Here is a 15,757-nt window from a genome sequence, read left to right as displayed (position 1 = left end):
ATAATTATTAAAACATCAATCTATAATTCTTTTAATCGTCAAAGATTACATGTGACCTCTAAAACAATAAAACATACACATGAAAAAGATAGTTTTACTTATTTGCTTTGCCTGTTTTTATATAGGTGCTTTTGCTCAACACGGGTCAAGAGAAAAAATAAAGGCATTTAAAATTGCATATATTACTGAAAAATTAGATTTAACCAGTAAAGAAGCACAGCAATTCTGGCCTGTTTATAATGCACATGAAGAGACCGTTGGAAAACTTAGACGTCAAGAACGTAAATTAATTAAAAGTATAAAAGAATCCAACGACAACCCCACTGGTTTAAGTGATAAGCAAGCCGAAGATGCTATAAACAGCTTTCTGGAGGTTGAAGAACAGAAATCACAGTCCCGAAAAAAATTAATCGTCGATTTAAAGAAGGCCATACCTAATAAGAAGATTCTAAAACTCATAAAAGCAGAAGCAGATTTTCATAAACGTATGCTGGCAAGAATTAAAGAACGAAGAAAAAGGCATTAACACCGTTGTAATAAAAACAGAAAAAGGGGTTATAATAAACCTCTTTTTTTTATTTAAAAACCAGTTTAGCAATTCTTCCTTTACCAGCTGCTATTGCAGTACTATCATTTATAAATCTTACTGTATAAAAACCTTCTTTACTTAGCTCTTTCCAACTTCTTCCAAGATCATTAGAAATTGATATTCCAGTAAATCCAACAGCTATCATTTCTTTACCACCACCATTAGGTATATATCGTATACAGCTCTTATACCCTGCTCCACTGCCATCTGACACCAAATCCCAGGTTTTTCCTCCATCTTTTGTAATCGCTTTATTTGCCTCGTTACTTTTTGGAGCTGTATAATCTCCTCCAAAAATGATTCCATTATTCTCGTCATAAAAATCAACAGAATACGCTCCTGTGGTTTCTTTTCCTTGAATGATCGGAGTATCAAAAACCTCCCATGTTTTTCCTTTATCAGGAGAGTAAAACACCCTAGACTTCATCCCTCCTGTCGCTATCCACGTCTTATCGCCTACAATTGCAATGTTTCCATTACTAGCAGCAAATGCTGCTTCTCCAACAAAAGTCTCAGGTAGATCATTACAAGAAACTTTTTTCCAGGTTTCTCCCCCATCTCTTGTTATAATTATCGATAAACAAGTATCTGTAGGATCTCCCATTGCAATTCCTTCTTTAGCATTCCAAAATGCTATTGCATCATAAAATACCTTTTTATGCATTTCGGTATATACTATTTTTTCTTCTTTACTTTCGCTATCTATTTTTCTTAATCTTGCAGGAGAACTCACTCCCAGACTAAAAAACGACTTATCAGTAAAACCAACAGCACGTTGTTCTGCAATCCAGTTTTCCTTTTTTTCTATAGTATCGCTCTCCGAAAACTCGACAATAGCTTTCTTTTTTGTAGTAAGGTTCACAAACCCGTACCCTTTATTAAATCCAAAACCAATCAAAGTATCATTATATATATCTAAGGCTCGTATACTTATAGAATCTTTTAAAATAACTTCTATTTCAACTTTAGAAAAATTATGAGTAACTACTTTCTCTTCTGTAGTGCAAAAAACAAAAGTCAAAACAAATAATAAGGTGCAGATTAATTTCATAGGTTCCTATATCAATAATTATAGTCAAATATAATAGTATTTGATCACAAAGGTCTACCTTTGCACACCTTAAAAAAAATACAATGCGTTTACATAGAAATCTTGTCTTTGCTGTTATAGATGGATTACATGAAATATTTAATGAAGGAAGCTATGCAGATAAAGTGGTTCAGAAATTACTGAAACGAGACAAAAGATGGGGATCACGTGATCGTAGTTTTGTTGCAGAGACCGTATACGAAATCGTAAGATGGAAACGCTTATATACCGAAATAGCCGAAGTAAAAGAACCTTTCTCCAGAGATAACTTATGGAGAGTTTTCGCTGTTTGGGCCACTCTAAGAGGAATTTCTTTGCCCGATTGGAAACAAATTGGCCCTACGCCTACCCGTCGTATTAAAGGACGTTTTGATGAATTAAGCAAAATAAGAAAATTCAAAGAGTCTATCCCCGATTGGATGGATCAATTGGGAGAACAAGAACTAGGTAAACTGTGGGATAAAGAAATTACCGCACTTAATGAGCAGGCTCCTGTAATTCTTCGTGCAAATACCTTAAAAACATCAAGAGAAAAACTTAGAAGTCTACTGGAAGACGAAAACATCGATACCGAATTCATTAAAGGATATCCAGATGCGCTTAAGCTTGTCGAAAGAACCAATGTATTTACCACAGAAGCATTCAAAAACGGATTATTTGAAGTACAAGATGCTTCTTCTCAATTGGTAGCTGATTTTCTAGAAGTACAACCTGGGCAACGTGTTGTAGATACTTGTGCAGGTGCAGGCGGTAAAAGCCTTCATTTGGCTGCCTTGATGCAAAATAAAGGACAGGTTATCGCTATGGATATTTATGGTAATAAACTAAAAGAGCTTAAAAGAAGAGCTCGTAGAGATGGTGCCCATAATATCGAAACCCGAGTCATAGAAAGCACAAAAGACATCAAAAAATTATATGGCAAAGCAGATCGTGTTCTTATTGATGCCCCATGTAGTGGTTTGGGTGTTTTACGACGAAACCCAGATGCCAAATGGAAATTACAACCAGAATTTTTAGATAAAATCAAGCATACACAAGCCGAAATACTTGAGAATTATTCTAAAATGGTAAAATCTGGAGGAAAATTAGTATATGCTACCTGTTCTATTTTACCATCAGAAAATCAAGATCAGGTAAAAAGTTTCCTTTCTAAAGAAATCGGAAATGATTTCACCTTGATCAAAGACAAGAAAGTACTTTCACATAAATCAGGATATGATGGGTTTTATATGGCCCTACTAGAAAGAAAATAAAAAGTATCTGTATACAATAATATGTATACACTTATATAAAAATTTCACTCTTGCAAAGATGCAAAACCTTCTAAAAACTATAGAAACATCAATACTGTAGTATTACGAAATTCGGTTATTACATTTTATCTCTTTTCTATTGTTCAAAATTCAGTGAATAACTCTGGGATTCTATCTTAGTTTTATACCAAATTTTAGTAAGAAAGTAGTAAATTTGCAGCTTAATAAAAATCAACACAAATAATCGAAGTATGATCCATTTCTTCGGAAACCAAAACGAGAAAGTATTTGCAGTTCAAACAAACAATGAAATCTCTCCTTCAACCATCAAAAAATTAACCTGGTTATTTGGCAACCAACCTCAACTATCTGTGGCGTCTATTGACGCTTTTTTTGTTGGTCCTCGTGCCGCAATGATTACTCCGTGGAGTACCAATGCCGTAGAGATCACTCAGAATATGGGTATAGAAGGAATTATTAGAATAGAAGAATTTCGAACCGTTACAAAAGATTATATTGATTTTGACCCTATGCTTTCTCAAAAGTATGATCTATTAAATCAGGATATCTATACTATTGATATAAAGCCAGAATCGATCATTGAAATTGATGATATTGCTGCTTATAATATCGCCGAAGGTTTAGCTCTTAATAACGAAGAGATTGAATACCTCGAAGGAGTTAGCAAAAAAATAGGACGACAACTTACGGACTCAGAAGTTTTTGGATTTTCGCAAGTAAATTCTGAACACTGTCGTCATAAAATATTTAATGGGACTTTTGTAATTGATGGAGAGGAACAACCTACTTCGCTTTTTAAGTTAATTAAAAAAACATCAGAGATAAATCCAAACGATATTGTTTCTGCTTATAAAGATAATGTAGCTTTCATAAAAGGACCAAGAGTTACTCAGTTTGCTCCAAAAACTGCTGATAAACCTGATTTTTATCAGGAAACCGAATTTAACAGTGTGATTTCGCTTAAAGCGGAAACACATAATTTTCCGACCACAGTAGAACCATTTAATGGAGCTGCTACAGGATCTGGAGGAGAAATCAGAGATCGTCTTGCCGGAGGAAAAGGCTCCTTGCCTCTTGCCGGGACAGCAGTATATATGACCTCATATTCGCGATTAGAAAATAACCGCCCATGGGAGAAAGCTATGACAGAAAGAGATTGGCTATACCAAACTCCAATGGATATTTTGATAAAAGCTTCTAACGGAGCTTCTGATTTTGGGAATAAATTTGGTCAACCTCTAATCACAGGATCTGTACTCACTTTTGAGCACGAAGAAAATACCCGTAAACTTGGTTTCGACAAAGTAATTATGCAGGCAGGTGGTATTGGATATGGTAAAGCCGAACAAGCTATCAAAGCTACCCCAGAGAAAGGAGATAAAATTGTAATCCTGGGAGGAGAAAATTATCGAATTGGTATGGGAGGTGCTGCTGTATCTTCTGCAGATACAGGAGAATTTAGTAGTGGTATCGAATTAAATGCGATACAGCGCTCTAATCCAGAAATGCAAAAACGTGCCTCTAATGCAATTAGAGGTATGGTAGAAAATGAAGAAAATACAATTGTATCCATACACGATCATGGTGCAGGAGGCCATCTTAACTGTCTTTCTGAACTAGTAGAAGAAACCGGAGGAAAAATTGATCTGGATAAACTACCTGTAGGAGACCCAACATTATCGGCAAAAGAAATCATCGGTAACGAATCCCAGGAACGTATGGGATTAGTTATCGGGCAAAAAAATATAGATACACTGCAACGTATTGCAGAGCGCGAACGCTCACCCATGTATGAAGTAGGAGATGTTACCGGAGATCACCGTTTTACCTTTCAGTCCAAGACCAAAGGAGATACACCAATGGATCTGGCATTAGAAGATATGTTTGGCAGTTCTCCTAAGACTATAATGAATGATAAAACCATTGAGCGTAATTATGAAAACATTTCATATAACAAAGAAAATTTTCAAAACTATCTCGAACAGGTACTACAACTAGAAGCTGTTGCCTGTAAAGATTGGTTAACCAATAAAGTAGATCGATGCGTAGGAGGAAAAGTTGCTAAACAACAATGTGTTGGACCATTACAATTACCTCTAAATAATTGTGGAGTAATGGCGCTGGATTACAATGGTAAAGAAGGTATTGCAACTAGTATTGGGCATTCTCCTATCTCAGGCTTGATTAACCCAGAAGCGGGCAGTAAAAATTCGATTGCCGAAGCATTGACTAATATGATATGGGCACCGCTAAATGAGGGATTACACTCCGTTTCATTATCCGCAAACTGGATGTGGCCTTGTAAAAATGAAGGAGAAGATGCCAGATTATATAAAGCTGTAAAAGCAATTTCAGATTTTGCTATTGATTTAGGAATCAATGTACCTACGGGTAAAGATTCACTATCTATGAAGCAAAAATACCCAAATGAAGAAGTTATTGCTCCCGGAACCGTAGTGATATCTGCAGCTGCACATTGTAATGACATCACCAAAATTGTTGAACCCGTTTTACAAAAAAATGGTGGTGATATCTATTATATTAACCTTTCTAATGATAAACATCAACTTGGAGGCTCTTCTTTTGCACAAATGTTAAATAAAATTGGTTCTGAAGCACCAAATATTAAGGACGCAGCTGATTTTAAGAACACCTTTAACGTGATTCAAGATCTAATTAGAGAAGATAAAATTGTAGCAGGTCATGATATAGCTTCAGGAGGTTTGATCACTACATTATTAGAGTTGTGTTTTGCAGATCTTAATCTTGGAGCAGAGCTTGATCTTACCAAAATTGGAGAATCTGACTCAATTAAGTTATTGTTTGCAGAAAACTCAGGAATTATTTTTCAGAGTGCTTCAAACTCAGATATCGAGTCTATTCTTTCTAAAAATAACATTGAGTTTTTCAATATTGGTATCATAAAAGAAGAAGCTTCTTTATCAATTAAAAATCAAAATGACTCCTTTGATCTTCCTATAGAAGAATTAAGAAATACATGGTATAAAACTTCTTTCTTATTAGATCAGAAACAAACCGCAAATGATTTAGCAAAAGATCGATTTAAAAATTATACAGATCAACCATTACACTATTCTTTTCCAAAACACTTTAATGGTAAACGACCAGTCATTTCTGATAAGCTTAAAAGACCAAAAGCAGCTATCATACGTGAAAAAGGAAGTAATTCTGAACGAGAAATGGCCAATGCCATGTATCTGGCAGGTTTTGATGTAAAAGATGTACACATGACCGATTTGATATCTGGTCGAGAAACATTAGAAGATATTCAGTTTATTGGAGCCGTAGGAGGTTTCTCTAATAGTGACGTTTTAGGATCTGCAAAAGGATGGGCAGGTGCCTTTTTGTATAACGAAAAAGCAAATACAGCTTTAAAAAAATTCTTTAAAAGAGGAGACACTCTATCTGTAGGTATCTGTAACGGTTGCCAGTTGTTTATGGAGCTAGAAGTTATTAATCCAGAACATGAAAAACACGGTAAACTAACCTACAATGATTCTCATAAGCATGAGAGTGGTTTCACTTCTGTAAAAGTACAGGATAACAATTCTGTAATGCTATCTACTTTGGCAGGAAGTACACTGGGAGTATGGATTTCTCATGGTGAAGGAAAGTTTGACCTACCGTTACCAGAAGATCAATATAACATTGTAGCAAAATATGGATACGAAGGATACCCTTCTAACCCTAATGGATCAAATTACAACACAGCTATGATGACAGATAAAACTGGTCGCCATTTGGTAATGATGCCTCATATTGAGCGTTCAATTTTTCAATGGAACTGGGCCAACTATCCGCAAGATAGACATGATGAAGTATCCCCATGGATCGAAGCCTTTGTAAACGCCAGAAAATGGTTAGAGAAAAACGCTTCTGAATGAAAAACAGAAAAGCACTCTTAATAATTGACATGCAAAAGGGTTCTTTTACTCCAAAAACTCCACGCTTTGATGCAAAAGGAGTTGTAAATAGAATCAATACGCTTGCACAACTATTTAGAGCTTCTGATTTTTCAGTATTTTTTATTCAACATGATGGTACAAAAACAAATGAATTTGTACCAAATACAACAGAATGGGAGTTACTAGATGACTTAAAGATAAAATCAACAGACGTTTTTATAGATAAGTACGCAAATGATATATTTTATAAATCAAAGTTACAATCAAAGCTAAACGATTTAAATATTGATGAGTTATTTATTACAGGTTGTGCAACTGATTTTTGTGTAGAATCAACTGTCCAGTCAGCTTTAACAAAGGACTATAACATAACTGTAGTAGAAGATGGTCATACCACAGGAGACAGGCCACACTTAAAAGCTGAAAAAGTAATTGAGCATTACAATTGGGTGTGGCAAAATATGATTCCTACCAAAGGAAAAATAGATGTAAAAAACTTTGAGCAGATAAAAAACAATCTAACAAGTCATTAATAGGTATAGAATACATCCCTTAATTTGTTAAGAGATTATCCTATTTATATGTTATAAAGCTATTTTTGAATCTATAAATGGCAGATATTTTATTAAAAACGATAAAATATTAAAGAGTTAACAATTTACAGCACCTTTTTTTTATATCTTAGAGTTGTGTATTATAAGATTTTTTATAATTTGCAAAACTATGCGCGCATAGTAGTTCTTTTAAGTTCTTAAATAGTGGTGTAATCTAATTTGTTTATACGTAAATTAATCACCCAATTATTTTTAAAAATAACCATCTGAAAGGAGCTTTAGAATGCTACAAAAATTATTTTAAAACAACTTATGACGAAAATTACGAGATTATTTGATTTCCCACATTATCAATTAAAAAACTTTAATTTAGACAAGGCTTTAATAACTAAATATAATGGTGAATGGATTGCAACTTCTACTAAAGAATATGTAGAGAAAGCAAATCAAATTAGCCGTGGTTTATTACGGTTAGGAGTAAAACCTAATGACAAAATAGCAATTATATCTTCTAATAACAGAACAGAATGGAATATAACCGACATTGGTGTTCTTCAAATTGGTGCACAAGATGTTCCCATTTACCCAACAATTTCTCAAGAAGATTACGAATATGTTTTAAATCATTCTGAAGCAGCATATTGTTTTGTTTCAGACGAAGAAGTATTTCAAAAAGTTAAAAACATTAAGGCAAATGTACCTTCATTAAAAGAAGTATATTCTTATAATGATATTTCAGGTTGTAAAAATTGGGATGAAGTTCTTGAATTAGGTAAAGACGATAGCAATCAATCAGAAGTAGAGGAAATCATGGCTTCTGTAAAAGAAGATGATCTTGCAACTTTAATATATACTTCAGGAACAACAGGAAGGCCTAAAGGTGTGATGTTAAGTCATAAAAATGTAGTAAGCAATTCGATAAATAGTTCTTCCAGATTCCCTATTGTAGATGGAGAAACAAAAGCCTTAAGCTTTCTTCCCGTATGCCACATTTATGAAAGAATGTTAATGTATTTATATCAATACCGTGGTGTGAGCATATATTTTGCAGAATCTTTAGAAACTATTAGTGATAACCTAAAGGAAATTAGACCCGAGGTTATGACCGCAGTACCAAGGTTACTAGAAAAAGTATATGACAAAATTATTGCCAAAGGAGCTGATCTTACAGGGATTAAAAAGAAATTATTCTTTTGGGCAGTAGATCTGGGATTAAAATACGAACCTTATGGAGCAAATGGCTGGTGGTATGAGAAAAAATTAGGTCTCGCTCGAAAACTTATTTTCAGTAAATGGCAGGAAGCTCTGGGAGGTAATTTAAAATTAATTGCTTCTGGTAGTGCTGCACTACAGCCAAGACTTGCACGAATATTTAATGCGGCAGGGATGGGAGTTATGGAAGGATATGGTCTTACAGAAACGTCTCCTGTAATCTCTGTAAATGAAACAGGAAACAGAGGAATGAAAATAGGCTCTGTAGGAAGAATGATCCCTGAAACTGAAGTGAAAATAGCAGAAGATGGTGAAATTTTGGTAAAAGGTCCTCAAGTAATGTTAGGCTATTATAAAGATGAAGAAAAAACTAAAGAGGTATTAAAAGACGGGTATTTCCATACCGGAGATATTGGTGAAATCGATAATGATGGGTTTTTGCGTATTACCGATCGTAAAAAAGAAATGTTTAAAACTTCTGGTGGTAAATATGTCGCTCCGCAATTAATAGAAAATGCCATGAAACAATCCCGTTTTATTGAGCAAATAATGGTAATCGGAGAAGGAGAAAAAATGCCGGCAGCATTTATACAACCCAATTTCGAGTTTCTAAAAGAATGGGCAGAGCGTAAAGGCATACAAATGGGTGACTCTATGCAAGAAGCTCTTAAAAATCAATCAATTATTGATCGTTACCAGGAAGAAGTCGACGAGCATAATAAAAAGTTCGGAAAATGGGAACGTGTGAAACGATTCGAACTTACATCAGATGAATGGAGTATTGATGCGGGTCACCTCACTCCTACTATGAAATTAAAAAGGAAAATAATAAAAGAAAAATACAAAGATCTTTATTCTAAAATTTATGGCTAATTCAATTAACTGATTGCAACGCAAAATGCATGTAAGCTTTAACTGTTAATCAGTAAACTCCTCATTTTATGGGGAGTTTTTTTATTAATTCAGCAAAAAAGTGTACATTACATCAACTTTTCTCAATTTTTTACTTTATTTATTATGCACGCATAATAAATTTCCTTACCTTTACATTCATAACAATTTTTTTGAATGAGAGAAAAGACAATCGATTATGCACTTAGAGCCACCTGGATGGCGGTTGCTAAGATGTATAATGAAGAAGCCAGCAAAAAAGGAAGTACGATGGCTACTGGATTTGCATTACTAAGCATAGACCCAGAAAGCGGTACACCTTCTACTTCACTAGGTCCCAAAATGGGAATGGAAGCTACAAGTTTATCACGCACTTTGAAAACCATGGAAGAAAAAGGATTGATTTTCAGAAAGAAAAATCCTCAGGATGGACGTGGTGTATTGATCTACCTTACTCCATTTGGCGTAGAAATGAGAAATTTCTCGAAAGAAGTCGTTTTTACTTTTGATACCATGGTAAGAAAACATGTCCCACAAGAAAAGTTAGACATTTTCTTAGAGGTGTTTCAAACCATAAATGATCTGATATCATCTAAAAAAATTTACTCAAAACAAGAATCTGTAAAACCTTAACAACTCGAAGTTAAAAAATGAAAAGAATCATTAAAAAAGTTGCAGTTATCGGCTCAGGAATCATGGGATCCGGTATTGCATGTCATTTCGCTAATATTGGTGTCGAAGTACTATTATTAGATATAGTCCCTCGAGAACTTAACGATAAAGAAAAAGCGAAAGGCCTTACTCTTGAAAACAAAGTGGTCCGTAATCGATTAGTAAATGATTCACTTACCGCTGCTCTTAAATCTAAACCTTCTCCTATATACCATCAAAAATTTGCAAATCGTATCACTACAGGAAACCTGGAAGATGATATCGCAAAAGTTGCAGATGTAGATTGGATTATAGAAGTTGTTGTAGAAAGATTAGATATTAAAAAAATAGTTTTTGAAAATCTTGAAAAACACAGAACACCAGGTACATTAATTACTTCTAATACTTCTGGTATTCCTATTCATTTTATGAATGAAGGAAGAAGTGAAGATTTTCAGAAGCATTTCTGTGGAACACATTTCTTTAACCCTGCCCGTTATCTTAAATTATTCGAAATTATTCCTGGCCCAAATACATCTCAGGAAGTTTTGGATTTCCTTAACGGATATGGAGAACAATATTTAGGAAAAACTTCTGTAATAGCAAAAGACACCCCCGCATTTATTGGTAATAGAATCGGGATCTTTAGTATCATGAGTTTATTCCACATGGTAAAAGAAATGGGATTAACCATAGAAGAAGTAGATAAACTTACTGGTCCTGTAATTGGCCGTCCAAAATCTGCAACTTTTCGTACAGTCGATGTCGTTGGTTTAGATACTTTGGTTCATGTAGCTAATGGTATTGCCGACAATTGTCAGGATGACGAACGTCACGAATTATTTAAACTTCCGGATTTCATCGGTACTATGATGGATAATAAATGGTTGGGAAGTAAAACCGGACAAGGATTCTATAAAAAGAATGTTGGTGCAGATGGAAAAAGAGAAATCCTGTCTTTAGATTTAGAAACTTTAGAATACAGAGCTAAGAAAAGAGCCTCTTTTGCCACTCTTGAAATGACAAAAACTATAGATAAAGTAGTTGATCGTTTTAAAGTATTAGTATCTGGAAAAGATAAAGCAGGAGAATTTTATCGTAAAAATTTATCCGCGTTATTCGCATATGTTTCCAATCGTATTCCTGAAATTACAGACGATTTATATAAAATCGATGATGCAATGAAAGCCGGTTTTGGATGGGAACATGGTCCTTTTCAGATCTGGGATGCTATTGGAGTAGAAAAAGGAATCGAAATGATGCGTGCAGAAGGGTATGAACCTGCTGATTGGATAAATGATATGATCGCCTCAGGAAGTACTTCTTTTTATACTGTAAATAACGGAGCTACATTTTTCTACGATATTCCTAAAAAAGAACAAGTAAAAGTACCAGGACAAGATGCATTTATCATTCTGGATAATATCCGTAAATCTTCAGAAGTATTTAAAAATAGCGGAGTCGTAGTAGAAGATCTTGGTGATGGAATTCTAAATGTAGAGTTCCAGAGTAAGATGAACACCATTGGTGGTGATGTTCTAGCCGGATTAAACAAAGCTATCGATATTGCTGAAAAAGATTTTCAGGGATTGGTTGTTGGTAATCAAGCAGCAAACTTCTCTGTAGGTGCAAATATCGGAATGATATTTATGATGGCTGTTGAGCAAGAATATGACGAGCTTAATATGGCAATTAAATATTTCCAGGATTCTATGATGCGTATGCGTTATTCTGCAATCCCAACAATTGCTGCTCCTCATGGTATGGCACTTGGTGGTGGATGTGAACTTTCTATGCATGCCGATAAAGTAATTGCTGCTGCAGAAACATATATAGGACTTGTAGAATTTGGTGTTGGTGTTATCCCCGGTGGTGGTGGATCCAAAGAAATGGCACTAAGAGCTTCTGATACTTTTAAGAAAAATGATGTAGAACTTAATGTGCTACAAGAACATTTCCTAACTATAGGTATGGCCAAAGTATCAACTTCTGCTTATGAAGCGTATGATACTAATATACTTCAAAAAGGAAAAGATATCGTTGTTGTAAATAAAGATCGCCAAATCGCTACAGCAAAAGCACATGCTAAATTGATGGCAGAACAAGGATACACACAACCACCTCTTCGAAAAGATATTAAGGTACTAGGTAAACAAGCATTAGGTATGTTCTTGGTTGGAACCGACTCTATGGAAGCTAGTAAATATATTTCTGAGCATGATCATAAAATAGCTAATAAGCTAGGATATGTAATGGCTGGTGGAGATTTATCTGAACCAACATTGGTTACAGAACAATACTTATTGGATCTGGAACGTGAAGCTTTCTTGTCACTTTGTACAGAACGTAAAACTCTTGAACGTATCGAGCATATGCTTAAGAAAGGAAAACCTCTAAGAAACTAGAAAAAGAAAATAATGAAAACAGCATATATAGTAAAAGCATATAGAACAGCCGTAGGAAAAGCTCCTCGCGGGGTGTTCAGGTTTAAAAGAACAGATGAATTGGCAGCCGAAACCATAGCACATATGATGAAAGAGCTTCCTAACCTTGACAAAGCACGTATCGACGACGTAATTGTTGGTAATGCCATGCCCGAAGGGTCTCAAGGATTAAATATGGCACGTTTAATCTCATTAATGGGGTTAAATTCTGTTGATGTTCCCGGAGTAACAGTAAATAGATTTTGTTCATCAGGAATAGAAACCATTGGTATTGCAACAGCCAAAATACAATCTGGAATGGCAGATTGTATTATTGCCGGTGGAGCAGAAAGCATGAGTTCAGTTCCCATGACAGGTTATAAAACAGAACTTAATTATGATTTAGCCAAATCAGGGCATGAAGATTATTATTGGGGAATGGGAAATACTGCAGAGGCAGTTGCTCACCAATTCAAAGTATCTCGAGAAGATCAAGATGAATTTGCCTACAACTCTCATGTGAAAGCCTTAAAAGCGCAAGCAGAAAAGCGTTTTCAGGATCAAATTGTTCCTATTAATGTCGAACAAATTTATGTTGATGAAAATGGAAAAAAGGCCACAAAATCATATACTGTATCTAAGGATGAAGGGCCTCGTGCCGGAACCAGTAAAGAAGTACTAGGTAAACTTAGACCGGTATTCGAAGCTGGAGGAAGTGTAACTGCTGGTAATTCTTCGCAAATGAGTGATGGCGCCGCTTTTGTGATGGTAATGAGCGAAGAGATGGTTAAAGAACTAAATCTTGAGCCTATTGCAAGACTTGTTAATTATGCTGCTGCAGGTGTAGAACCAAGAATCATGGGTATTGGGCCAGTAAAAGCTATTCCAAAAGCTTTAAAACAAGCCGGATTAAAACAAGACGATATAGAACTTATAGAACTTAATGAAGCTTTTGCTTCTCAATCTCTTGCAGTAATGAGAGAATTAGGTCTCAATCAGGATATCGTAAATGTTAATGGAGGCGCAATTGCATTAGGACACCCACTAGGATGTACAGGAGCAAAACTTTCGGTTCAATTATTTGACGAGATGCGTAAACGTGATATGAAAGGTAAATACGGAATGGTAACCATGTGTGTAGGTACAGGACAAGGTGCTGCTGGTATTTACGAATTTTTAAATTAAAATTAGAATTGAGATCTAAGTGTTAAAAATTACATTTTAATCAGCCTCAATACTAACGACTAAAACCTTACTAAAAAAATGAGTGATAAAACTATAAATAAAGATATTCTTAGAGGAGGACAATTCCTTGTTAAAGAAACTAAATGTGAAGATGTATTTACTCCAGAAGATTTTTCTGAGGAGCAAAGAATGATGCGTGATAGCGCTAGAGAATTTGTAGATCGTGAGCTATGGGCTCATTGGGAGCGATTCGAAAGTAAAGACTATGCATATACAGAAGAGTGTATGCGTAAAGCTGGTGAACTTGGACTTTTAGGAGTTTCTGTACCAGAAGCATATGATGGTTTAGGAATGGGATTCGTATCTACAATGTTAGTTTGTGATTATATCTCTGGAGCTACTGGATCATTTAGTACTGCTTTTGGAGCTCATACTGGTATTGGCACCATGCCAATCACCTTGTATGGTAATGAAGAGCAAAAGAAAAAATATGTCCCTAAGCTTGCTACTGGTGAGTGGTTTGGAGCATACTGCTTAACAGAACCAGGTGCAGGGTCAGATGCCAATTCTGGTAAAACAAAAGCCGTACTTTCTGAAGATGGAACACATTACTCGATTTCTGGTCAGAAAATGTGGATATCTAATGCCGGTTTCTGTAGTTTATTTATTGTTTTTGCCCGTATTGAAGATGATAAAAATATTACAGGATTTATTGTAGAAAACGATCCATCCAATGGGATTTCTCTAGGTGATGAAGAAAAGAAGTTAGGTATTCATTCATCTTCTACTCGCCAGGTATTCTTTAGCGATACCAAAGTACCGGTAGAAAACATGTTATCAGAAAGAGGTAATGGGTTTAAAATTGCAATGAATGCATTAAATGTAGGGCGTATTAAACTTGCTGCTGCCTGTCTTGATGCACAACGTCGTGTGATTGGTGAAGCTACTAAATATGCTAATGAACGTATCCAGTTCAAAACACCTATTATGAACTTTGGTGCTATTAAAGCTAAAATTGCAGAAATGGCTACCAATACATATGCCGATGAATCTGCTAGTTACAGAGCTGCAAAAAATATCGAAGATAGAATTGCTATCCGTCAAGCGGAAGGGAACACACATCAGGAAGCAGAACTTAAGGGTGTTGAAGAATACGCAATTGAGTGCTCTATTCTTAAAGTTGCCGTTTCTGAAGATGTACAAAGTTGTACAGATGAAGGTGTACAGATTTTTGGAGGTATGGGATTCTCTGCAGATACACCAATGGAATCTGCATGGAGAGATGCTCGTATTTCTAGAATCTACGAAGGTACCAATGAGATTAATCGAATGCTTGCCGTAGGAATGTTAGTAAAGAAAGCAATGAAAGGTCATGTAGATCTTCTTGGCCCTGCAATGAAAGTTGCAGATGAACTTACAGGTATTCCATCTTTTGATACTCCGGATTATTCAATATTGTTTTCTGAAGAAAAAGAAATCATTGCTAAGCTTAAGAAAGTATTTTTGATGGTTGCAGGAGCTGCGGTACAAAAATTTGGGCCACAACTTGAGGATCATCAACAATTATTACTAGCTGCTTCAGATATTTTAATTGAAATTTACATGGCAGAATCTGCAATCTTACGTACCGAGAAAAATGCAAAACGTTTTGGTGAAGATGCTCAGGAAACTCAAATAGCAATGTCTCAATTATATTTATACAATGCCGTAGATATTATTATTAGAAAAGGAAAAGAAGGAATAGTTTCTTTTGCAGAAGGAGATGAACAACGAATGATGTTAATGGGACTTAAGCGTTTTACTAAATATGCTAATCAGCCTAATGTAGTTGCTTTAAGAACTAAAATTGCTGATAAAATCGCCAAAGAAAACGGGTATTTTATTGGTTAATCAATAGAATAAAAGAACACAAAACATTGTGATGTGTTTAATTTATCATAAGAAACCGCCTTTTAAATAATT

The 15,757-nt window shown here is 35.1% G+C and carries 10 protein-coding genes; 9 read left to right on the top strand and 1 reads right to left on the bottom strand.

Going from position 1 to position 15,757, the window contains the following annotated elements; genetic code table 11:
- Positions 1-79: 79 nt before the first annotated feature.
- Positions 80-526, top strand: coding sequence for a hypothetical protein (locus Z054_RS0115865; RefSeq protein WP_024771031.1), 447 nt, complete (start codon positions 80-82; stop codon positions 524-526).
- A gap of 49 nt (positions 527-575) precedes the next feature.
- On the opposite strand, the gene Z054_RS0115860 is transcribed toward Z054_RS0115865, so the two are convergent.
- The gene (locus tag Z054_RS0115860; RefSeq protein ID WP_024771030.1) at positions 576-1,640 is read right to left on the bottom strand and encodes a WD40/YVTN/BNR-like repeat-containing protein; all 1,065 of its coding nucleotides are present in this window, start codon (positions 1,638-1,640) and stop codon (positions 576-578) included.
- A gap of 83 nt (positions 1,641-1,723) precedes the next feature.
- Here Z054_RS0115860 and Z054_RS0115855 point away from each other — a divergent pair, with 83 nt between their 5' ends.
- From Z054_RS0115855 to Z054_RS0115820, 8 genes are all read left to right on the top strand, one after another.
- Entirely contained in the window at positions 1,724-2,932 is a 1,209-nt protein-coding gene (locus tag Z054_RS0115855) for an RsmB/NOP family class I SAM-dependent RNA methyltransferase (protein WP_024771029.1), read from the top strand.
- A 251-nt stretch (positions 2,933-3,183) separates the two neighbouring features.
- Positions 3,184-6,858 (top strand): phosphoribosylformylglycinamidine synthase, encoded by a 3,675-nt coding sequence (gene purL, locus Z054_RS0115850; RefSeq protein WP_024771028.1) that lies wholly within the window; start codon positions 3,184-3,186, stop codon positions 6,856-6,858.
- Positions 6,855-7,412, top strand: coding sequence for an isochorismatase family protein (locus Z054_RS0115845; protein WP_024771027.1), 558 nt, complete (start codon positions 6,855-6,857; stop codon positions 7,410-7,412). Before purL ends, Z054_RS0115845 begins: the two co-directional genes overlap by 4 nt.
- 333 nt (positions 7,413-7,745) lie before the next feature.
- Positions 7,746-9,518, top strand: a complete 1,773-nt coding sequence (locus Z054_RS0115840) for an AMP-dependent synthetase/ligase (protein WP_024771026.1) — start codon at positions 7,746-7,748, stop codon at positions 9,516-9,518.
- 195 nt (positions 9,519-9,713) lie between these two features.
- Entirely contained in the window at positions 9,714-10,169 is a 456-nt protein-coding gene (locus Z054_RS0115835; protein WP_024771025.1) for a MarR family winged helix-turn-helix transcriptional regulator, read from the top strand.
- Positions 10,170-10,186: 17 nt separating this feature from the next.
- Positions 10,187-12,592: a 3-hydroxyacyl-CoA dehydrogenase/enoyl-CoA hydratase family protein gene (locus Z054_RS0115830; RefSeq protein ID WP_024771024.1), complete on the top strand. Its 2,406-nt coding sequence runs from the start codon at positions 10,187-10,189 to the stop codon at positions 12,590-12,592.
- Positions 12,593-12,604: 12 nt separating this feature from the next.
- Complete coding sequence (locus Z054_RS0115825; RefSeq protein ID WP_024771023.1) at positions 12,605-13,795, top strand: acetyl-CoA C-acyltransferase; 1,191 nt, start codon at positions 12,605-12,607, stop codon at positions 13,793-13,795.
- Between the two features lie 78 nt (positions 13,796-13,873).
- Positions 13,874-15,685, top strand: coding sequence for an acyl-CoA dehydrogenase family protein (locus tag Z054_RS0115820; RefSeq protein WP_024771022.1), 1,812 nt, complete (start codon positions 13,874-13,876; stop codon positions 15,683-15,685).
- Positions 15,686-15,757 lie beyond the last annotated feature (72 nt).

The sequence above is a fragment of the Aquimarina macrocephali JAMB N27 genome, from assembly GCF_000520995.1.
Classification (GTDB): Bacteria; Bacteroidota; Bacteroidia; order Flavobacteriales; family Flavobacteriaceae; genus Aquimarina; species Aquimarina macrocephali.
This window is presented reverse-complemented; position numbering and strand designations above follow the sequence as displayed.